Here is a 19,981-nt window from a genome sequence, read left to right as displayed (position 1 = left end):
AGAGAAGCCCAATTTCACGAGAAGTGCACCGAGTCTCTGGAGCCGTGTCCGGATCCATCCCAGGTCCCATTGACTGGGACCTGGGACAGGTCTATGTTGGCCGGCCGTTCAAGCCATCCGGTGCCTATTGAACGCAGCCGGGTGTGAGCATGGCGTTGTTATACGCATCCAGCAGAGCCGCATCGGAGGTCATCGCGGCGCCCGCCGTGCTTGACGGTTTCACGTGGTACGGAAGGTTCCCGGTGAATCCGCTGAGGAGCGCATCCGCGTTGACGATCGTCGCCAGGGCTTGCGTGGGATCCGAGCCATTGGCGATGTTCAGTTTGGCAGCGATGAGCTGATACGCCAGGATCAGGCTCGCGTCGCCGGCAACCGGTGTGCGCAGCAGCGCAACCAGTTGCGGCTGCGTGTAGGTCTGGTTTCCAAGAGTCAACGAAGAGACTGGCCACTTGGAATGGTTCTTCCAATACCCATGCGACAGCGGGCACTTGTAGACGGCTGGCGCAACGGTGATGGAGCAAGTGACGATGCCCTGGTTGCCTGCCGAATCGGTGATTGTGATGGTGTAGGGGAAAGTTCCGCTGACTGTCGGCGTTCCGGAGATCGTCCCGGAGGACGAGATCGAGATGCCATTCGGCAAACCAGCAGCCGTAAAGGTGTAGCCTCCGGCGCCACCGGTCGCCACCACGGTTACGGGCGTGATCGCGGTGCCCTGCTTGGCATTGATCAATGTGCACGGTGCGCTGATCGGAGCGTAAACAAGGATGGAGCAGGTGACCGTGCCCGTGTTCCCAGCCTTGTCAGTAATAGTGACGGTGTAAGGGAAGGTTCCGTTCACGGTCGGCGTTCCGCTAATTGTCCCGCCGGTCGACATGGTGAGTCCCGCCGGCAGTCCGGTGGCCGTGTACGTGTAGGGGCCGCCGGCTCCGCCGGTCGCCTGCATCGTAGCCGGGGTAATCGCCGTTCCCTGGATGGCGTTGATTACCAGGCAGGGCGCAGTGATCTGCGGAAGCTGTGTAGCGCCGAGGATGTTGACGAAGAATGCCGTCGAGAGCGGATCTACCCACTCCGAATACCCCGACCAGTCGCCGCCGGGATTCTGCGTGGTCACAAGATACTCGTTGTAGTCCTGCCACCAGGTGCACACGCCGTCGCCGGGAGGCGCACTGCGCCCCACGCCGCAATCGGTGTAGCGGCTAAGGAGATGCGTGGTGTCGTTCAGACCGATGTTTGTCTCGAGCCCTTTGTAGACCGCCCACATGGCGTATGGGTGACCGAAGTTCCCATACCAGGTGCTGTTGGCCGTCGAGGTCCAGTCTGAGTTCAGCCAGGCAAGCGCCGCCTGAACCTGCGCGTTGTTGATGTCGGCGCCGGTGAATTTCAGCCCAATCAGCAGGCTCCCGGTGTCGCTCTCTTCGCAAATCGGATAATCGGGCTGATAGCATCCAGCTCCGCCGTATCCAGCCACCTGGGATACGACAAGCCAGTTCTTCAGGTGATCGACGACCGTCTGCGGCGTTACCGCGCCGAGGGTCTGATCGTAGAGGAGCGTAAGTACCGCCCACTGCGTTGTCGAACTGTCCGAGTCGCCGTTTCCGGGGATGTAGTAGCGCCACCCCCCATCTCTGTTCCCATTGATGGCGGAGCTTTGACTCGCGGAAAACTCGTTTGTAAGGCCTTGTGCGATGTCGGCCCAGGTCATGTTGGCCAGCGGGCCTGCTGTCGTTGCTACGTTATTCGCGCCCTTGGCTGCGCCATAAAGCGCGATGGCCGGAGCAATCAAACCAGTTGTGTAGGTCGATTCGCCGGCCCCGTACCAGTAAACGCCGGTACAGGTGGCAGCGCCGCCAGGGCAGATGTTTACGCCATCATTGCGCGTGTTCACAGGCATTGTGCTTGCGTTGGCCAGTAAGAATGCCATCGCATTGTCAACTACGGTCTGGTATGCCGATGCGTTGGAGCCCCAGTTCGCCTGTTGGCTTAAGAAAGAGAAGGCTGCTGCCCCTGTGGCGGCTTGCTCGTACACACCGAAATAGCCCCAGGATCCATCGGATTGTTGGATCGCGGCCAGATGGGCAAGCCCGTTCTGGATCGCGGCGAGTTTCTCTGCTTCGGTGGCCGCGTTCGCGGTTGCTGACCACCCGACAAAAGCCAGCACGAGCGTGCTGACTACCAACTTCAATGCTTTGCTCATGCAGAATCTCCATACCCGGGTAAAGAACTTGAGAGTTTCCGCGTCTTGCGAGCGCGAGGGATGGGAGATAGGGACGCTAATCTGCGCCCTGGCGGGGCCGCGCCGCTGGGCAGTTGGAACTGCGTGCGGTCACGTCACAGCCCATTTACGCCGAAAGCGCCGTTCTCGCAGTGACACCGAATACATCAGCCTGTGACGTCCGGGAAAATCCAAAACCGCAGTCCGTGCGCAGGGACACCGCGATCTGAGGAACGGGCGTCCCGAATGCGACGGAGTGCACTGAGTGGGGCGATATTCTACAGCGAGCGGTTCATAGAGTGGGATGAACGGCGCGGAACGCCCGTTGAACTGTGAGTTATGTCACTTCCACTTGGCCAAACGGTACCTGAAACTTGTATCTTGGAATAGAGGATACCGTCTCGGGAAATGGCATCAAGTCCTTATTTTTCTCTTGCGATTCTGTTTATTGCGGCGCTGGCTTTCGGGCTTACTCCGCTGGCGCTGGCATGGCTCTGGGCGCGGGTGTTTTCACCGGCTAAACCGAATCACATCAAGAACGCCATCTACGAGTGCGGACTGGAATCGAAGGGCGATGCCTGGGTGCAGTTCCGCTCAGCCTACTACCTTTACGCCATCATATTCCTCATTTTCGACGTGGAAGCGGTATTCCTGCTGCCCGTTGCGGTAGCGTTTACGGGACTCACGGCGGCCGCTTGCCTGGCGATGCTCGTGTTTGTGCTGCTGCTGGTGGAAGGCCTGGCGTGGGCGTGGGCAAAAGGCGTGCTGACCTGGGCGTGAAGGGCAGCCGAAGGCGGACGGCTTCTGGCCTCTAGCTTCGAGCTTCTAGCTGAGGTTGCGGTGGGTGAACGTTTGCGGCGAGCGGTGCGTGCGGAAGAGAACGCGGGCGCGAGGAGAGCTAGAGGCTAGGAGCTAGCAGCTAGAAGCTAGAAGCTAAACGGAGTTTGAATGGCTGTTGACCAAAATCTGAATATCGAACTCGGCAAGCAGGGCGTGTTCGTCACGACCATCCAGGACCTGTACAACTGGGGCCGTAAAAGCTCGGTGTGGCCCATGCAGTTCGGCCTGGCGTGCTGCGCGATCGAGATGATTGCCACCACCATGGCCCGCTACGATCTGGCCCGCTTTGGCGCCGAGGTGTTCCGCCCCTCGCCGCGGCAGGCCGACCTGATGATCGTGTCCGGCACCGTGACCAAAAAGATGGCTCCGCAGGTGGTGCGCCTCTATAACCAGATGGCCGAGCCCCGCTACGTGATCGCAATGGGCGCATGCGCCATCTCCGGCGGCCCGTTCAAGCAGGGCTACAACGTGCTGAAGGGCATCGACCGCTATATCCCCGTGGATGTGCACATTCCGGGCTGTCCGCCGCGTCCGGAGGCGCTGATTCACGCCTTCATGACGCTCCAGAAGAAGATCGAGGCCCAGAGCCTGACCGGCGAAGACCGCCCCCGCCATCTCGACGCGGAGCAGCAGGGTGAGTTCCCGGTACCGGAGCAAGGCGCGCACGACGTTGAGCCGCCGGCGAACTCCAGTGTCTGGCATTTTCCAATTATTCGATGAGACGCAGGCATTAGAGATTGGGCAGTAGGACGGGTAGTGCTCGGGGCTAGGAGCTAGAAGCTAGGAGCTGATTTTTGAAGACGGTAGAAGAAATCAAAGCGGCGATTGAGGCGGCGGTTCCCGGCGCGGGCGTAACCATCCTTCCCAACGGAAGCCCCAGCGCCCAGCACTCTCTGCTCCTCGACACGGAGCACGCCTTTGCCGTAGCCAAATTCCTCCGCGACGATCCCGAGCTTTCGCTGGATTTCCTATCGAACGTCACCGGCGTCGACTGGCTCGACAAAGAAGTAGTCGAGAAGGTTAAGGTCACGAAGCAGGTTCCCAAAGAAGTCGACGGCGTGCAGACCATGGTCGACGAGACCGTCGAAGAAACGCGCAAGCACGTCGAGCCCGGTTATCTCGAGGCCGTCTACCACCTCTTCTCCATGAAAAAGAAGTACGGCCCGGTAGTGCTCCGCATGCGCACGAAGAACCGCACGGATGAGGTGGAACTGCCATCCTTCACGCCGGTCTGGCGCGCGGGCGAATACCAGGAGCGCGAAGTCTTCGATCTCTACGGCATCGTGTTCAAGGGGCATCCCGACCTGCGCCGCATTCTCATGTGGGACGGCTTCAAGGACCACCCCATGCGCAAGGATTACGTGGAGCCCGACGACTTCGAATACGAGCCCACAGCCCACGACAAGGTGCTGCAGCGGCACAAAGAGCACATGGCGAAGATCGAAGCAGAGCAGGGAACCGCGGGAGCGACGGCATGAGCGAGACGGCGGTCAAATCCGGCGTTGCAGTCGAAAAGGCGCCCGCGGGCTCTCCCGACTCGCAGCCTCAGCTTGAGAGTTGGAACCGGCCGCCGGTGATTGCGCCCGAGGGCGAAGGCGAACTGCTGGAAGTCTCGATGGGCCCGCATCATCCCTCGACGCACGGCGTGTTCCGCATGGACGTGGCGCTCGACGGCGAAAAGGTCATCAAACTCAAGCCGGTATTCGGCTACCTGCACCGCAACCACGAGCAGATTGCCGAAACCGCAAGCTACCTGGCGATGATGCCCTACACGGATCGCCTCGACTACTTCTGCTCTCTCACCAACAACTGGGCTTACGCGCTGGCGGTCGAGAAGCTGGTAGGACAGGCAGTGCCGGAGCGGGCCGAATACATCCGCGTGATTCTCGCGGAGCTGACCCGCGTGCAGAATCATGCGTCTGCCATCGGCTTCCTCATCCAGGAAATGGGCGCGAGCGGCACTCCGCTGATGTATGCGTTCAAAATGCGCGAGAAGATCCTGGACTTGTTTGAGAGCCTGACCGGATCGCGCATGATGTGCAACTACATGCGCTTCGGCGGCTGCCGCGTAGACGTCTCGGAACCGTGGCTTGCGCAGGCGCGCAAAGTTGTCGAAGGCCTGCCGAAGTTTGTCGACGAATATGAAGCGCTGCTCACGGGTAACGAAATCCTGATGGCGCGTACGCAGGGCGTTGGCGTACTGCGGCCCGAGCTTGCCGTGAATGCGGGCATCACGGGGCCAATGCTGCGCGCTTCCGGTGTGAACTACGACATTCGCAAGGTCGATCACTACGGCATCTACGACCGCTTCAAGTTCCGCGTGCCGCTCGGCGATCACGGCGACATCTTCGACCGCTACATGGTACGCGTGCTCGAGATGCGCGAGTCGATCGGCATTCTGGAGCAGGCGTTGAAGGAAGTTCCCGGCGGGCCGGTGATGGATCCAAAGGCGAAGATTCGTGGATTCAAGCCGAAGCCGGGCGAGGCGTACGGACGCATTGAAGCGCCGAAGGGCGAGCTTGGTTTTTATCTGATCAGCACGGGCAATCCGGAGCCGTATCGCTACCGCGTACGTCCGCCGAGCCTGATCAATCTGACGGTGCTGGAAGACATGTGCCTCGGGCACAACGTAGCCGACGTAGTTCTGATCTTCGGCAGCGTAGACATCGTGCTGGGCGAAGTGGACAGATGAAGCAAAGTGATTACTGATCACTACGGAGTACCATGCTGGGTGAAGGCATACTGAAGGGCCTGAAGGAGACCGCGAAGAACGCGCTGGGCAGTTTTGTCTCCGAGGAACGGCTGACGACGGTGGAGTATCCCGAGCAGCGGTTGCCGCTGCCCGAGGCCGCGCGCAATTTTCCGTTCCTTGTTTATGACGGCACGGATTGGGAGTCGGGGCTGCGCTGTGTGGCGTGCCAGATCTGCGAGAAAGAGTGCCCGCCCAAGTGCATTTACATCGACAAGAGCAAAGACAAAAAGCCCGATGCGGTCGGCAAGCAGCAGTTCTATCCGGCGAAGTTCGACATCGATATCTCGGTATGCATGAGTTGCCAGATCTGCGTTGAAGTCTGCCCGTTCGACGCAATCAAGATGGACAACGAGTTCGAGCTGTCGACCGACAACCGCTTCGGTGGGCTGCTGCTCGATCGCAAGGAACTTGCCAAATCGAACGAGTACTACCACCAGATTCATCCGACAGAAGCGACCGAAGTGGACGACCGGCTCGCGAAGGAACGCGCCGCCGCCGAAGCCAAGGCAAAGACCGCAGCCGCTGCTGCCGCGGCCAAAGCTGCCGCCCCCGCTGCTCCGGCAGCCGCCAAGCCTGCTGCTCCCGCCGCGGCCGCGAAGCCCGCAGCTCCAGCCAATACTTCGGCGGTTCCGGCCTCGGACATCCCCGCGGGCCCGACGGCCAAAAATCCAACCGGCACGCCCACGCCCGCAGCCACCGCTCCGCGGCCGCCTGAAATCAAGAAAGAAGGAGACGCAAGCTAGATCATGGCTAATACGCTCGACCAGATCTTCGTTCTCCTCAAGCATTGGATCGTTGCTCTTTTTCCCGTTGCCCTGCAGCCGCTGATCGGCATTCTGCTCAGCGTGGTGGCGATCATCGCCACGTTCCCGGCTTTGTTCGCGCTGACGACTGTGATCGAGCGCAAGGGCCTGGGCCGTATGCAGAACCGCATCGGACCAAACCGCACGGGACCCTACGGAATCCTGCAGCCCATTGCCGACGGCATCAAGTCGCTGACCAAAGAGGACATCATTCCTGTAAGCGCCGACGCTGCGGTGCACTTCATCGCTCCGCTGGTGCTGGTCGTCGTCGTCTTCATGGGCTTCGCAGTGCTGCCCATGGGGCGCAACATGCAGTTCGTCGAGATGGACGCGGGCCTGCTGTTCTACTTCGCGATTGGCGCGTCTGCCGAACTGTCGATCTTCATGGCCGGTTGGTCGAGCCGCAACAAGTATTCATTGCTGGGCGCCATGCGCGCGGTTGCTCAGATGATCAGCTACGAAGTGCCGCTGCTCATGTCTACAGTGGCCATCGTGATGATCACGGGTTCGCTCTCGCTCTCGAAAGTTGTTGAGGCGCAGAACCAGTACACGTGGGGACTGCCGCACTGGTACATCTTCACGCCCTGGGGATTCGCCGCCTTCGTCATGTACTGCATCGCGGCCACGGCGGAGACGAACCGCTCGCCCTTCGATCTGCCGGAAGGCGAGTCGGAACTGGTCGCCGGTTACTTCACCGAGTACTCGGGCTTCAAGTTCGCGCTGTTCTTCCTGGGTGAATATCTCGCCATGTTCTCCATCTCCGGCCTCGGCACCACGCTTTTTCTGGGTGGATGGTCGGCGCCGCTTGCGATCTTGAACTTTGTGCCGTCGTGGATCTGGTTCTTCTCGAAGGTCATGCTCTCCATCGTGGTGCTCATCTGGATCCGCGGCACCTTGCCGCGCCTGCGCCAGGACCAGCTCATGAACTTCGCATGGAAGTTCGTTCTGCCCATGACGCTCCTGAACCTGATCGTCGCGGGCCTGTGGCGCTTCATGGGCGAAGGCATCTTGCGCTGGATCGTATGCTCGGCCATTCTGCTCGGCGTTTACGTGATCGTCGGTCGCCTGCAGATGCATCGCAAAAAGTTTGGGCCGAGGAGCTATCGCTATGCGGAATAGTTTCCCGGTAAGCATGGAAAGGAGCGGCCGATGAGCGTGGTGTTCTGGATTCTGGCCGTGATCACGATTCTCGGCGGTCTCTCTGCCGTGTTGCTCAGGAACACCGTGCACTGCGCGCTGGCGGTTACAGCCGCTTTCGCCGGACTGGCACTCCTTTTCCTCCAACTCGACGCCCAGTTTGCCGGCTTCGCGCAGATTCTTGTTTACATCGGCGCCGTCGCCATCCTGGTGGTGTTTGCGATTCTGCTCACGCGCGGCTCGGAAACTCCGGCCACCGGCGTGTTCAGCCGCACGTGGTTTGCAGGCCTGTTGATTGCTGCTGCCGTCTTCGCGGTACTGGGATGGGCAGTTCTGCACAGCACTTCGGCGTTTCCGAATGAGAGCGGAGCCCCCGTTGTAACCGTGCAGCAGATCGGGCAGGCGCTGATGGGTCGCTACGTGCTACCGCTTGAAATTGTCGCACTGCTGCTGACAGCCGCAATGCTGGGCGCGGTCATCGTCGCTATGCATGAGAAGGGAGAGCAGAAGTGACGCCTCTCGCTGGATATTTGCTGGTGGCCGCGCTGGTGTTCGCCATCGGCCTTGCCGGTGCGCTCACGCGGCGCAACGCCATCCTGGTGCTCATCGGAATCGAGCTGATGCTGAATGCGGCCAACCTGAACCTGGTCGCGTTCTGGCGCTACTCGCCGCACCCTGAAGCGCTGACCGGCATGATGTTTGCTGTATTTTCTATTGCTGTGGCTGCCGCTGAAGCAGCCGTTGGATTGGGCCTTGTGATCGCTCTCTACAGACATGCACGCACTGCCGATCTGGACGAAATAAACAGGATGAAGGGGTGAGCCGCTGATGCAGGAAATGCAAGAGGCAATTCAGTTCTCTCCCTACACTGTTGCGTCGTGGATCGGGAGAATACTCTGGTTGATTCCCGCGCTGCCCATTGTGGCCGCGGGCATCATCGCGCTGCTCAAGCAGCCAAAGCGCAAGCTCGCGTCAGGCCTGGCGATAGGCTCGCTGTCTCTGTCGCTGTTGTTGTCGCTGGCCGGCTTCGCCGACGTTCTCGCCGGATGGATGAGCGGCCATGCAGTGCGCGAGACGGTCAACTTCGCGTGGCTCACGTTCGGCACGACTCCCGTTGAGCTCGGCTGGATTCTTGACCCGCTCTCGGCCGTGATGCTGGTCATGGTCACGTTTGTCGGCCTGCTCATCTTCATCTACTCCACCGGCTACATGGCGCACGACGAGAACTCCACGCGGTTCTTCTGCTTCCTGAGCCTGTTTGCCGGAGCGATGCTCGGCGTGGTCATCGCCAACAGTCTGCTGCTGCTGTTCATGTGCTGGGAGCTGGTGGGACTCACGTCGTACCTGCTGATCGGGTTCTGGTTTCAAAAGCCTTCGGCCGCAGCCGCTGCGAAGAAGGCATTCCTCACCACCCGCGTCGGCGATATCTTCTTCCTCCTCGGCATCGTCTGGCTGTTCGCGCAGACCGGCACGCTGCTGTTCTACAACCAGGGCACGGGCAACATGGAACCGGGCGCGCTGGCCGGGATGCTCGGGTCTCCGGCTGCCCTTGGCCTGAGCGCTGCGACGGCGATCGGCCTGCTGATCTTCGCAGGCGCTGCCGGCAAGAGCGGTCAGCTTCCGCTGCATGTGTGGCTGCCCGATGCGATGGAAGGTCCCACTCCGGTCTCCGCGCTGATTCACGCCGCAACCATGGTGGCTGCGGGCGTGTATCTGATCGCGCGCGTATATCCGCTGATGTCTGCAGGGCTGGAACCTGGGGGCACCACAACAGCTCTGACCGTTGTCACCTGGGTGGGCGCTGCCACTGCTGTGTTCGCCGCGTTGATCGCCGTAGCGCAGAACGACATAAAGCGCATCCTGGCGTACTCCACTGTTTCGCAGCTCGGCTACATGATGGCCGGCCTCGGGCTCGGCGGCGTCGCCATCGGCATGTTCCACCTCATCACCCACGCCTTCTTCAAGGCGCTGCTCTTCATGGGCGCCGGCTCGGTGATTCACGGGTGCCACGAGGAGCAGGACATTCGGCACATGGGCGGATTGTCGAAGACCATGCGCGTGACGTTTCTGGCTTATCTTGCCGGGATGCTGGCGCTGACTGGATTTCCCCTGGTGTTCTCCGGGTTCTGGTCAAAGGATGCCATTCTGGAGTCGGCGCATCATTGGAAAGCCGGGCAGGGTCCGTACTTCCTTCTGGTGTTTGGAGCGTTGCTGACCGCGTTCTACATGACCCGGCAGATGGGTTATGTGTTCAGCGGGAACTACCGCGGACACGGCCATGCGCATGAGAGCCCGCGGGTGATGACGACGCCCCTGGTGATCCTCGCGTTCTTCGCGATTGCGCTTGGCGGATTGGGCACGCCCTTGTGGCCGTGGTTCCGCAGTTTTCTGCTGGATCGTCCGGCAAGCTTCGGGTTGACCGGATTTCGAGAGCCTGGATTGCTGGTGCTGATGCTCACCTCCACGGCCGTAGTGGCGATTGGCTACGGCATTGGATGGGCTCTCTATGTGGGCAAATCCCCGGCAGCCAGTGAGCCTGACGCGCTGCAGTCGAAGATCGGCCCAGTCTGGACTGCGCTGAGCAATCGCCTCTATGTCGACGAGTTCTACGGCGTGACGGTGATCGCGTTCTACTACTGGTGGGCGCGCGTGGCCGACTTCTTCGATCGCCGCATATGGGGCGGCCTGGTCTCGCTCGTGACATGGTTCTTCGGGCTGTGGGCGAAGTTCAATCGCTTCCTCGATGAAAACTTCGTCAATGGCGGCTTCGACAAGGGCTGCGAGGAACTCTCCATTGGCGGAGGCCTTCTCGCCCGCGTGCAATCAGGGCGCGTGCAAACTTACCTGCGGCTGCTTGCGCTGGCGGTCGTCGTGCTGGCCGCAATCTTGATCTGGAGCAGCCGCGGATGAACGGAATTCCGATACTCACCTTATTGACCGCGCTGCCCGTCCTCGGAGCCATCATCGCGCTCTTCGCCGGTAAACACGCGCGCGCCGTGGCCATGCTCACCGCGCTGCTGACGCTGGCGCTCTCGCTCATCGTATGGACGCACATTCCGGCCGACGGCAGCCTGGGCCTGCTCGAGAATCACGCGTGGGCCCCGTCGCTCGGCATCGAATACCAGCTCGGCGTCGACGGCCTCGGTGCACTGATGCTGGTGCTCTCCGCGCTCGTCTCGCTCATGGCGATCGACGCCTCGCATCGCGTGCGTCACGGCGCGGGCCTCTACTTCTGCCTCGTGCTCCTGCTTGAGGCTGGACTCTTCGGCACATTCACCGCACTCAACTTCTATCACTGGTTCCTCTACTGGGAGCTGAGCCTGATCCCCGCATTCTTCCTCATCAAACTATGGGGTGGACCGAGGCGCGGACCAGCCGCGACGCAGTTCTTCGTCTACACGATGGCCGGCTCCGTCGGCCTGCTGCTCGCGATGCTTGCTCTCTTCCTGGTCACCGGCAGCATGGACTTCCACCATCTCTCGCTGCTCGCATCCACCGGTGAACTGGAGCAGATGGTCACCGCGCACTTCGGCGGACACATCATGCTCTGGCTCGCCATTGGCGCTCTGGCAGGCTTCGCGGTGAAGGTGCCGCTCATGCCTTTCCACACGTGGCTGCCCGCCGCGTACAGCGAAGCGCCATCACCAGTGACAATGCTGCTCACTGGCACGATGTCGAAGATGGGCGTCTACGGTCTGCTGCGTATCGCAGTGCCGCTCTTCGGCCATCAGATCGCGCAAATCCGCACGCCGCTTCTGGTGCTCGCCGTCATCACGGTGGTGATGGGCGCGTGGGCCGCCGCCGCGCAGAAGGACCTGAAGCGCATCTTCGCGTACTCGTCAGTCAATCACCTCGGCTACTGCCAGCTCGCCATCTTCGCGCTTGCCATTCCCGCAACCAGCGCGGCCATGCAGGCCAGCCAGGCGGCGGCGCTCAATGGCGTCATCCTGCAGATGTTCAATCACGGCATCACGGCGGCAGCTCTCTTCTGGTTCATCAGCATGATCCAGCAACGCACAAACGGTCTGCGCGGCATCGACGACTTCGGCGGCCTGCGCAAGCCTGCACCAGTATTCGCCGGCCTCATGGGCTTCGCGCTGTTCTCGTCCCTCGGTCTTCCCGGCCTGAACGGCTTCGTCGGCGAGTTCCTCATCTTCCGCGGCGTCTTCCCGCTCTCGTGGGTCGCGGGAACCGTCTCCGTCCTTGGCCTGCTGATCACCGCGGCCGTCATCCTTACCGTGATTCAGAAAGTGTTTGCCGGACCTGTGCCTGAGCGCTGGGCCGCATTCCCCGATCTGCAGGCGGGCGAGCTGCTGGCAACAGCGCCCGTCATCGGCCTCATGGTTCTCATTGGTCTCGTGCCCCAACTCATTACAGACAGCGTGAACCCCACGGTGGTGAACCTGCTGGCGCACTGGAGATTTTAGATGTTAGCGTGGACGATCTATCTCTCGTTTGCCGGCGCTCTTGTTGAGGCGCTCCTGCCCAAGGGCAGAGCCGGGCTCGCGCGCGCAGTCGCGCTCGTCTTTGCGCTTGCCGGCTTTCTGATCGCAGTCGCAGGCTTCGCGGCCGGAGCGGGCCAGGGCCGCATCACCATTACGGATGTGGCGTGGGTGCCTTCCATGGGCATTCACTATCTGCTCGCCGCCGACGGCATCAGCCGCGTGGTCGTACTGCTCACCGGCCTCGCTGCGGTAGCCGGCGTGCTCTTCAGCTGGAACGTCGACCACCGCACCAATGAGTTCTTCGCCTTCTTCCTCGCGCTCATCGGCGGCGTCTATGGCGTGTTCCTCAGCTTCGACCTGTTCCTTCTCTTTGTCTTTTACGAAATCGCCATCGTGCCAAAGTACTTCCTGATTGCGATCTGGGGCTCAACGCGGCGCGAATACGCGGCAATGAAGCTGGCGCTCTACTCCTTCGTAGGCTCCGCGATGGTGCTCATCGCGCTCCTCGCCGCATACGCTGCATCCGGTAGCCACTCCACCTCGCTTCTCGATCTCGCCAACGCGGGTCTCTCAATCCACTCGCAAATGTGGCTCTTCCCGCTCACATTCATCGGCTTCGGAATCCTCGCGGGCATGTGGCCCTTCCACACGTGGGCGCCTACCGGCCACGTGGCCGCTCCGACCGCGGCGTCCATGCTGCTTGCCGGCGTCGTCATGAAGCTCGGCGCGTACGGCTGCCTGCGCGTAGCCATGGGCCTCTTCCCGCACGGCATGGACCCCTGGGGCTTCACGCTCCTCGGCATCGGGTCCTGGCGCGACGTCTTCGCAATCCTTGCAGTGATCGGCATCGTCTACGGCGCGCTCGTCGCTCTTGTACAGACCGACTTCAAATTCGTCATCGGCTACTCCTCGGTCAGCCACATGGGCTTTGTGCTGCTCGGCCTCATGACGCTGAACCAGATCGGACTCACCGGTGCAGTGCTGCAGATGTACTCGCACGGCGTGATCGCCGGCCTACTCTTCGCCATCGTCGGCCGCATGGTCTATGACCGCACGCACACGCGCCAATTCGGCGAGCTCGAACAGATGCACCTGCTCCGAAGGTTGCCGTTTCCCGCGTGGGCATTTGTGATCGCGGGCATGGCCTCAATGGGCTTGCCCGGCTTCTCCGGATTCGTCGCAGAACTCCAGGTCCTCATCGGCTCCTGGCACGCAACGCCCTGGTGGACAGCCGCAGCCGGCATCGGCATCGTAGTCGGCGTTGCCTACACGTGGCGCGCGCTTCAGAAGGCGTTCTTCACGGACGTGAGACCAACCGCTGAAGATCATCCCAAGGAAGGCTGGGGCGACCTGGGCGCGATCACCTGGCCTGAGGTCACCGCATTCAGCCTCCTGATAGCGGCAAGTCTGATCGTCGGTGTGTATCCAAGAATTCTGCTAGACACAATTGAACCGGCAGTCAAGGCATTCCTCGCGGGAGGTGCGCAATGAACTACGCAGATCTCTTCCGCATAACGCTGCCGGAGACGGCGCTTGAAGTCGCAGCACTGCTGGTGCTGATTATCGATCTGGCATTCCTACGCCGCGCTGCGCTGAATGTGCGCGCATCTGTCGCGGCTCTGCTCGGCATTGCCGGCTGCATCGCCGCGCTCTGGCTGATGCCGGGCGGCGGCATGTTCTCCATCGACGGCACTGCGAACACCGCGCTCTTGGTCACCGGCGGATTGGTCTCTGTCGCGCAGATCGGCATCCTGGTCCTCACCGGGCTCACGCTCGTCTTCCTCGTCGACGCGGCCTTCACGCGTCACGTCGGCGAGTATGTCGCCATCGTATTGATGTCCGCAACCGGCGGCCTGCTCATCGCCGGCGCGCAAGACCTGCTCATCATCTTCATCGGACTCGAGCTGCTCAGTCTCGGCCTCTATGTCATCACGGCGTTCGCCAAGCAATCCGGCCGTAGCGCTGAAGCGGCAATGAAGTACTACCTCTTCGGCGGCATGTCGGCAGCGTTCCTGCTGTTCGGCTTCAGCTACCTCTACGGACTCACGGGATCAACCAATCTCCACCAGGTGGTACTGGGATCCATCACCTCGTACGGATCAGGCAGTCCGCTGTTCTACGTGGCTCTCGTTTTGGTTGCGGCAGGACTCGGATTCAAGGTCGCCGCGGTGCCGTTCCACCTGTGGGCTCCGGATGCATATGAAGGCGCGCCCGCTCCTGCCGCGGCATTCATCGCTTCGGTCTCGAAGGTGGCAAGCTTCGCGCTGCTCATCGGGATTGGCATGGCGATTCTGCGCCCGTTCGGCAATGTGCACATGGTGCGCATGGTCGTGGTGCAGGACGGGTCGGTGCTGAAGCACTTCGACGGCCTCTCCTACCAGTGGTCGCTGCTGCTTGCGATATTGGCTGCTGCATCGATGGTCGTAGGCAATCTCGCCGCGCTCGCCCAGATCAGCGTACGACGTCTGCTCGCCTACTCCGCGATCGCGCATGCCGGTTACATGCTCACCGCCCTGGCGTACCTGTCCTCGCGCGGTGCGTCGGCAATCCTCTACTACATCCTCACCTACGGTGTGACCACCATCGCCGCATTTGGCGTCATCGGCGTAATCGAGAGCGCCACCGGCACCGATCGCCTCGACGGTTTCCTCGGCCTGAGCAAGCGCAATCCCTTGCTCGCCGCAGTCTTGCTGGTACTGTTCCTCTCGCTTGCCGGCATTCCGCCGCTGGTCGGCTTCTGGGCGAAGTTCAACTTGTTCGCAGCGGTGCTGTCGGTAGATGCCGGAGTGATTCCATTCGTACTCGTGGCGCTGGCTGTGGCCTTCAGTGCCGTATCGCTCTACTACTACCTGCAGGTCCTCAAGCGCGCGTACGTGATGCCCGCCGTCGATGAGGCCCCAATCCGCGTGCATCCGGTCACGATGATTGTGCTCCTGCTCATCGCGGCCGCTGTAGTTGTACTCGGATGCCTGCCAAGCCTGCTGCAGAATTGGATCGCGAAGTTCTAAAGGGCAGGGAACACACAACTGGAACAGAAAACAAGAGGGGCGCGGCCGAAGCCGCGCCCCTCTTCACATCAGCCAGCCGGCGACTATTTCCGCAGCCAGTCCTTCGCCTTCTGCACCACCACATCCCTGCCCACATCGCTGATCGCGTCCGTCAGCGGGATGCTCTTGGGGCACGCCTCAACGCAGTTCTGCGCATAACCGCATTCCTGAACGCCGCCATCACCGGCCAGCGCACGCAGGCGCTCTTCCTTGAACACCTTGCCTGTGGGGTGATTGTTGAACAGCTTCACCTGCGCGATGGTCGCCGCGCCCACAAAGCCGGTGGCATCGTTGAACTGCGGGCAGACCTCCATGCAGCATGTGCAGCTAATGCAGTTTGAAAGCGGATAGTTCGCTTCCTGCGTCTGCGGATACACACGCGGGCCAGAACCCAGATCGTAAGTCCCGTCGACCGGAACCCAGGCCTTCACCCGCATCAGGTTCTCGAAAAGCACCGAGCGGTCGACCTGCAAATCGCGCACCAGCGGGAACTTCGACAGCGGCTCAACCTTGATCGGCTGTTCCAGATTATCAACGAGCGCCGAGCACGCCATACGCGCCTTGCCGTTGATGCGCATGGCGCAGGATCCGCAAATCTCCTCGAGACAATTGGAGTCGTACGTGATCGGCGTTGTCGGCTTGCCGTCCGCGGTCACCGGGTTCGCGGCAATCTCCATCATGGCGGAGATGACGTTCATGCCCGGGCGCCACTCGAGTTCGAACTTCTCCCAGACAGCTGGCTGGTCGGGGCTGGCCTGGCGCTTGATTTCGAATTGAACGGTTTTGTTTGCCATTGTCAGTCTCCCGTTTTACTTTGCTGCGTCGTAACGGCGCGGGCGTGGCTTGATGAACTGCGTGTCCACATCTTCAAACTCGAACTTCGGGCCTTCGATGGTGCCCGTGTAGCTGGCCTTCGTCGTCTTCAAAAACTTCTCGTCGTTGCGCTCCGGGAAGTCCGGCTTGTAGTGCGCGCCGCGCGATTCATCGCGTAACAGCGCGCCCTGCACCACCACGCGCGAGAGCTCCAGCATGTTCTTCAACTGCCGCGCGAACGCGAAGCTGGTGTTGGCCCACTGGCTCTTGTCGGCCAGGTTCACGTTGTCGTAGCGCTCGGTGAGCTCCACGATCTTCTGGTCAGCCAGTTTGAGGCCCTTGTTATAGCGAGTAACCGTGGCGTGCTCCGTCATCGTTGCGCCCAGTTCGCGCCAGATACGGAACGGATTCTCGTTGCCCTGGTTGGTGATGAGCTGCTTGTTGAGCTCCGCCTGGCGTGCGATCTCCGCAGCCGCGCCGCCATCGCCCTCGGCAGCGGGCACGTTCTTCGCATATTTCAGCGCGATTGGGCCAGCAGAGAATCCGCCGTGAATGCAGCTCACCAGCGAGTTCGCGCCCAGGCGGTTCGCGCCGTGGTACTGGTACTCGCACTCGCCTGCGGCAAACAAACCAGGAATGTTGGTCATCTGGTTGAAGTCCACCCACAGGCCGCCCATCGTGTAGTGCATGCCGGGGAAGATCTTCATTGGCACTTCGCGTGGATCGTCACCGACGAACTTTTCGTAAATCTCGAGGATACCTTCGAGCTTGCGGTTCAGCGTGGCGCGGTCAATGTGCGTCAGGTCGAGGTAAACCATCGGCTGGCCATCGAGGCCGAGGCCGAGTTCGTAGACGACCTTATGAATTGCGCGTGTGGCCACGTCGCGAGGAACCAGGTTGCCGTACTTCGGGTACCACTCTTCAAGGAAGTAGAGGCGCTCGCTCTCGGGAATCTGTTTCCACGGCCGCGGGTCGCTGGCCTTCTTCGGAACCCACACGCGGCCGCCTTCGCCGCGCGCCGACTCCGACATCAGTCGCAGCTTGTCCTCGCCGGGAATCGACGTCGGATGCACCTGGATGAACTCGCCGTTCGCGTAGTAGGCGCCCTGCTGGAACACCGCAGCCTGCGCCGACCCCGTACACACAACCGAGTTAGTGCTCTTGCCGAAAATCGCCCCAATACCACCCGTCGCCAGGATCACAGCCTCGGCAGGGAAGGCCTTCAGTTCCATCGTGCGGAGGTCCATCGCCGTGATACCACGGCACACGCCCTTGCCGTCGACAATGGCCGACAGAAACTCCCAGCCCTCGTACTTCTTAACCTTGCCCTCGGCCTCGTAGCGCCGCACCTGTTCGTCGAGCGCGTACAGAAGCTGCTGGCCCGTCGTCGCGCCTGCAAATGCGGTGCGGTGATACAGCGTGCCGCCAAACCGGCGGAAATCGAGCAGTCCCTCGGGAGTGCGGTTGAACGGCACGCCCATGCGATCCAGCAGATCGATAATCGCCGGCGCAGCCTCGCACATCGCCTTCACGGGCGTCTGGTTGGCGAGAAAGTCGCCGCCGTAAATTGTGTCGTCAAAGTGCTGCCAGGTGGTGTCGCCTTCGCCCTTCAGGTTCTTGGCGGCATTGATTCCGCCCTGCGCGCACACGCTATGCGAGCGCTTGACCGGGACAATCGAAAACAGGTCGACGCTGCCGCCCGCCTCGGCGATCTTGATAACCGCCGCCAGGCCTGCCAGGCCGCCGCCAACCACGATGATTCTGGGTGATGCCGCCATTTTCTAAGGAATCCTTTCTTGCACCCAAAGCAATGCTACGCAGCAGAACGCGGAATCGGCGGCGTGAAGCGAAACGGCGCCGCTACCCGGTTCCAGAAGTTGATGTGTCCAATCGCGATGGTCAGAAACGTAATTTCGCGCTCTGAGAAATGCCTGGAGACTTCGGCAAATGCCTGGTCGTCGACGTGATGCTGATTCTGCAATGTCACGCACTCAGTCCACGCCAGGGCAGCCGACTCCCGCTCCGAGTAGATTCCCGCATCCCGCCATGCAGCCAGCAAATCGAGCTTCTCGCCCCTCACGCCCAGCTTGCGGGCATCGTTCAGATGGAACTGCAGGCAAAATGCGCAGCCGTTCAATTGCGAAGCACGTAGCTTGACCAGTTCTAGAAGATCGCGCTCCAGCCCGGAGTGATGGACAGCAGCCCCAATAGCGCGCATCGCCGTCACAACCTCCGGCGCTGCGTCCTGGAACGCCTGCCAATCGATACGTGCTTCCGTTGTCACCTCTGCCGGCACGATCTCACTCCCTACGAAACGCTGACACTCTGCAACTGCACCACAGACTGGTTCACAGGCACTTCCTGTGGAGCGTTCTGATACTTCGGGCTGATAAACGCCCACATGCTAGCCAGTCCCATGATGCAGAGCAGAACGCCGCCGGCCAGGCAGATCCAGCCGAACCGCCGCCGTGCCGTCTCACCCGGAGTGATGCCCCACTTCGCCGCGAAGAGCCACACGCCATACGCAAAGTGCCAGCACACCGCAATCATCGCAATCGCGTAGATGGCGAGCATGATGGGATGCGACAGTTCCTGCTGCACCTTCCAGAACGCCGCGCCCGGATGCTCCGGCAGATCAACGCCAGAGAACCGCTGACGCCAAACGTGCTGTCCGATGTAGAGCAGCGAAATCAAGCCCGTCCAGCGCTGGGCAACGTACATCCAGTTGCCGGCCCACGGGTAATACACCACGTTCGACTTGCCGCGCAGCCAGATGTAGACGCCGTAAAAGCCGTGATACGCAAGCGGCAGGAAGATGAACGTCCACTCCAGCACGCGCACCAGCGGCAGCGAATTGAGGAACCTCACCTGCGCAGCGTAGGCCACAGGGCCTTTGAGCGCCTCGAAGTTCGACAGCAGATGCTCGATCAGAAATGCGCCGATAGGAATGATGCCGAGCAGCGAATGCAGCTTGCGCCAGATGAACGAGTTACCCTCGCCGGCGCGGAGCGGCTGCACTCCGGCGCGAAGTTTGGGCGCCGCGGGATGTTGGGCTGTTGCCATTGAAATGTCAGCTCCTGGAGGCTGGCTGATCCGGATTCCGGAAGGGTTGCGTGTCGGATAGAGGGACGAAGATGTGACGCAAATTACCCTTAGCATTATTCGGAACGCACGTTACCATCGTCAAGGATGCGTACCAAGTTAAATCGCTTCGCTTCACCAGTTTTCCGTCGCGCTCAACAACTCATCGCTTCCTTATGAAGTCAGTAAACAAGCAAGTCGATCATGATCACTTGATCACGCCAGACGCTCAATCTTCGCAAGCAGCGCCTCAATGGCCCGCCCGCGATGGCTCAACGTCAGCTTCTTCTCGAGCGTGATCTCTGCCATCGTCGCATCCAGCTCCGGCAGATAAAAGAGAGGATCGTACCCAAAGCCGCCCGTCCCGCGCGGAGCCTGAATGATCACGCCCTCCACAGTGCCGTCCGCAGTTGTCACGACCTTGCCGTCGCGCGCGGCCGCCAGCACGCACCGATAGCGGGCCGCCCTCTCCGCCTCGGGCACAGTGGCCATGCGCTGCAGCAGCAGCATGTTGTTCCAAACGTCGGTGTTGTCCATCGGGACATCGGGCGAGTCCACCAAGCCCGCATCGGCCGCATACCGCGCTGACCGCACCCCGGGTGCGCCGTGCAGCGCGTCTACCTCAAGCCCCGAATCGTCCGCTACCACCAGTTCGCCCGGCGCAAACTGCGAATAGTAGACTGCCTTGAGCTTCGCGTTATCCTCGAATGTCGTTCCGGTTTCATCCGGTGGAGTGATCGAATCAAGGTTCACCAGCGGCACGATCGCTATGCCGTGCGCGTCCGCAGCGGTCCGGAAATCGCGCAGCTTTCCCTGGCTCGTCGTAGCGGCAAAAAGCCGAAGAATCATGG

General features: G+C 61.2%; 18 protein-coding genes. 12 read left to right on the top strand and 6 right to left on the bottom strand.

Features of this window, described 5'->3' with window-relative positions; all coding sequences use genetic code 11:
• Positions 1-124 precede the first annotated feature (124 nt).
• On the bottom strand, positions 125-2,194 hold the full coding sequence (locus MOP44_RS22955) for a putative Ig domain-containing protein (RefSeq protein ID WP_260792737.1): 2,070 nt from the start codon (positions 2,192-2,194) through the stop codon (positions 125-127).
• Between the two features lie 426 nt (positions 2,195-2,620).
• On the opposite strand from MOP44_RS22955, the gene MOP44_RS22950 reads away from it, so the two are divergent.
• The 12 genes from MOP44_RS22950 (at position 2,621) to MOP44_RS22895 (ending at position 15,197) form a co-directional block, all read left to right on the top strand.
• Positions 2,621-2,992 carry an NADH-quinone oxidoreductase subunit A gene (locus MOP44_RS22950; RefSeq protein ID WP_260792736.1) on the top strand — a complete coding sequence of 124 codons (372 nt, stop codon included), beginning with the start codon at positions 2,621-2,623 and terminating at the stop codon, positions 2,990-2,992.
• Between the two features lie 168 nt (positions 2,993-3,160).
• Positions 3,161-3,772 carry an NADH-quinone oxidoreductase subunit B gene (locus tag MOP44_RS22945; RefSeq protein ID WP_260792735.1) on the top strand — a complete coding sequence of 204 codons (612 nt, stop codon included), beginning with the start codon at positions 3,161-3,163 and terminating at the stop codon, positions 3,770-3,772.
• A gap of 74 nt (positions 3,773-3,846) precedes the next feature.
• Positions 3,847-4,530, top strand: coding sequence for an NADH-quinone oxidoreductase subunit C (locus MOP44_RS22940; RefSeq protein WP_260792734.1), 684 nt, complete (start codon positions 3,847-3,849; stop codon positions 4,528-4,530).
• Positions 4,527-5,744, top strand: a complete 1,218-nt coding sequence (locus MOP44_RS22935) for an NADH-quinone oxidoreductase subunit D (RefSeq protein ID WP_313901027.1) — start codon at positions 4,527-4,529, stop codon at positions 5,742-5,744. Before MOP44_RS22940 ends, MOP44_RS22935 begins: the two co-directional genes overlap by 4 nt.
• A 32-nt stretch (positions 5,745-5,776) precedes the next feature.
• Entirely contained in the window at positions 5,777-6,547 is a 771-nt protein-coding gene (locus tag MOP44_RS27910; protein WP_313901026.1) for a 4Fe-4S dicluster domain-containing protein, read from the top strand.
• 3 nt (positions 6,548-6,550) lie between these two features.
• Positions 6,551-7,726: an NADH-quinone oxidoreductase subunit NuoH gene (gene nuoH, locus MOP44_RS22925; protein WP_260792733.1), complete on the top strand. Its 1,176-nt coding sequence runs from the start codon at positions 6,551-6,553 to the stop codon at positions 7,724-7,726.
• A 30-nt stretch (positions 7,727-7,756) separates the two neighbouring features.
• Positions 7,757-8,257 carry an NADH-quinone oxidoreductase subunit J family protein gene (locus tag MOP44_RS22920; protein WP_260792732.1) on the top strand — a complete coding sequence of 167 codons (501 nt, stop codon included), beginning with the start codon at positions 7,757-7,759 and terminating at the stop codon, positions 8,255-8,257.
• The gene (gene nuoK, locus MOP44_RS22915) at positions 8,254-8,565 is read left to right on the top strand and encodes an NADH-quinone oxidoreductase subunit NuoK (RefSeq protein WP_260792731.1); all 312 of its coding nucleotides are present in this window, start codon (positions 8,254-8,256) and stop codon (positions 8,563-8,565) included. Before MOP44_RS22920 ends, nuoK begins: the two co-directional genes overlap by 4 nt.
• A gap of 16 nt (positions 8,566-8,581) precedes the next feature.
• Positions 8,582-10,654 (top strand): NADH-quinone oxidoreductase subunit L, encoded by a 2,073-nt coding sequence (nuoL, locus tag MOP44_RS22910; RefSeq protein ID WP_260792730.1) that lies wholly within the window; start codon positions 8,582-8,584, stop codon positions 10,652-10,654.
• Positions 10,651-12,171 carry a complex I subunit 4 family protein gene (locus MOP44_RS22905; protein ID WP_260792729.1) on the top strand — a complete coding sequence of 507 codons (1,521 nt, stop codon included), beginning with the start codon at positions 10,651-10,653 and terminating at the stop codon, positions 12,169-12,171. The genes nuoL and MOP44_RS22905 overlap by 4 nt, the downstream gene beginning before the upstream one ends.
• The gene (locus MOP44_RS22900; RefSeq protein ID WP_260792728.1) at positions 12,172-13,680 is read left to right on the top strand and encodes a complex I subunit 4 family protein; all 1,509 of its coding nucleotides are present in this window, start codon (positions 12,172-12,174) and stop codon (positions 13,678-13,680) included.
• On the top strand, positions 13,677-15,197 hold the full coding sequence (locus MOP44_RS22895; protein WP_260792727.1) for an NADH-quinone oxidoreductase subunit N: 1,521 nt from the start codon (positions 13,677-13,679) through the stop codon (positions 15,195-15,197). Before MOP44_RS22900 ends, MOP44_RS22895 begins: the two co-directional genes overlap by 4 nt.
• A gap of 83 nt (positions 15,198-15,280) precedes the next feature.
• Here the strand turns inward: MOP44_RS22895 and sdhB are convergent, their stop codons facing one another.
• The 5 genes from sdhB to MOP44_RS22870 form a co-directional block, all read right to left on the bottom strand.
• Complete coding sequence (gene sdhB, locus MOP44_RS22890) at positions 15,281-16,030, bottom strand: succinate dehydrogenase iron-sulfur subunit (protein ID WP_260792726.1); 750 nt, start codon at positions 16,028-16,030, stop codon at positions 15,281-15,283.
• Between the two features lie 15 nt (positions 16,031-16,045).
• Positions 16,046-17,827, bottom strand: a complete 1,782-nt coding sequence (sdhA, locus tag MOP44_RS22885; RefSeq protein WP_260792725.1) for a succinate dehydrogenase flavoprotein subunit — start codon at positions 17,825-17,827, stop codon at positions 16,046-16,048.
• Positions 17,828-17,862: 35 nt separating this feature from the next.
• Positions 17,863-18,345, bottom strand: a complete 483-nt coding sequence (locus MOP44_RS22880) for a carboxymuconolactone decarboxylase family protein (protein WP_260792724.1) — start codon at positions 18,343-18,345, stop codon at positions 17,863-17,865.
• 11 nt (positions 18,346-18,356) lie between these two features.
• A complete protein-coding gene (locus tag MOP44_RS22875) occupies positions 18,357-19,112 on the bottom strand; it encodes a succinate dehydrogenase cytochrome b558 subunit (protein WP_260792723.1) in 756 nt (251 codons plus the stop codon).
• A 234-nt stretch (positions 19,113-19,346) separates the two neighbouring features.
• Complete coding sequence (locus tag MOP44_RS22870) at positions 19,347-19,979, bottom strand: non-canonical purine NTP pyrophosphatase (RefSeq protein WP_260792722.1); 633 nt, start codon at positions 19,977-19,979, stop codon at positions 19,347-19,349.
• Positions 19,980-19,981: the final 2 nt, after the last annotated feature.

The organism is Occallatibacter riparius (assembly GCF_025264625.1).
Classification (GTDB): Bacteria; Acidobacteriota; Terriglobia; order Terriglobales; family Acidobacteriaceae; genus Telmatobacter; species Telmatobacter riparius.
Note: the sequence above shows the minus strand (reverse complement) of the source record. Positions and strands in the feature narration are given on the sequence as shown.

Coding starts and splice junctions, on each gene's coding strand:
- MOP44_RS22955 (WP_260792737.1), bottom strand. CDS start 2,194: ATGAGCAAAGCATTGAAGTTGGTAGTCAGCACGCTCGTGCTGGCTTTT.
- MOP44_RS22950 (WP_260792736.1), top strand. CDS start 2,621: ATGGCATCAAGTCCTTATTTTTCTCTTGCGATTCTGTTTATTGCGGCG.
- MOP44_RS22945 (WP_260792735.1), top strand. CDS start 3,161: ATGGCTGTTGACCAAAATCTGAATATCGAACTCGGCAAGCAGGGCGTG.
- MOP44_RS22935 (WP_313901027.1), top strand. CDS start 4,527: ATGAGCGAGACGGCGGTCAAATCCGGCGTTGCAGTCGAAAAGGCGCCC.
- MOP44_RS27910 (WP_313901026.1), top strand. CDS start 5,777: ATGCTGGGTGAAGGCATACTGAAGGGCCTGAAGGAGACCGCGAAGAAC.
- nuoH (WP_260792733.1), top strand. CDS start 6,551: ATGGCTAATACGCTCGACCAGATCTTCGTTCTCCTCAAGCATTGGATC.
- MOP44_RS22920 (WP_260792732.1), top strand. CDS start 7,757: ATGAGCGTGGTGTTCTGGATTCTGGCCGTGATCACGATTCTCGGCGGT.
- nuoL (WP_260792730.1), top strand. CDS start 8,582: ATGCAAGAGGCAATTCAGTTCTCTCCCTACACTGTTGCGTCGTGGATC.
- MOP44_RS22905 (WP_260792729.1), top strand. CDS start 10,651: ATGAACGGAATTCCGATACTCACCTTATTGACCGCGCTGCCCGTCCTC.
- MOP44_RS22900 (WP_260792728.1), top strand. CDS start 12,172: ATGTTAGCGTGGACGATCTATCTCTCGTTTGCCGGCGCTCTTGTTGAG.
- MOP44_RS22895 (WP_260792727.1), top strand. CDS start 13,677: ATGAACTACGCAGATCTCTTCCGCATAACGCTGCCGGAGACGGCGCTT.
- sdhB (WP_260792726.1), bottom strand. CDS start 16,030: ATGGCAAACAAAACCGTTCAATTCGAAATCAAGCGCCAGGCCAGCCCC.
- sdhA (WP_260792725.1), bottom strand. CDS start 17,827: ATGGCGGCATCACCCAGAATCATCGTGGTTGGCGGCGGCCTGGCAGGC.
- MOP44_RS22875 (WP_260792723.1), bottom strand. CDS start 19,112: ATGGCAACAGCCCAACATCCCGCGGCGCCCAAACTTCGCGCCGGAGTG.
- MOP44_RS22870 (WP_260792722.1), bottom strand. CDS start 19,979: ATGATTCTTCGGCTTTTTGCCGCTACGACGAGCCAGGGAAAGCTGCGC.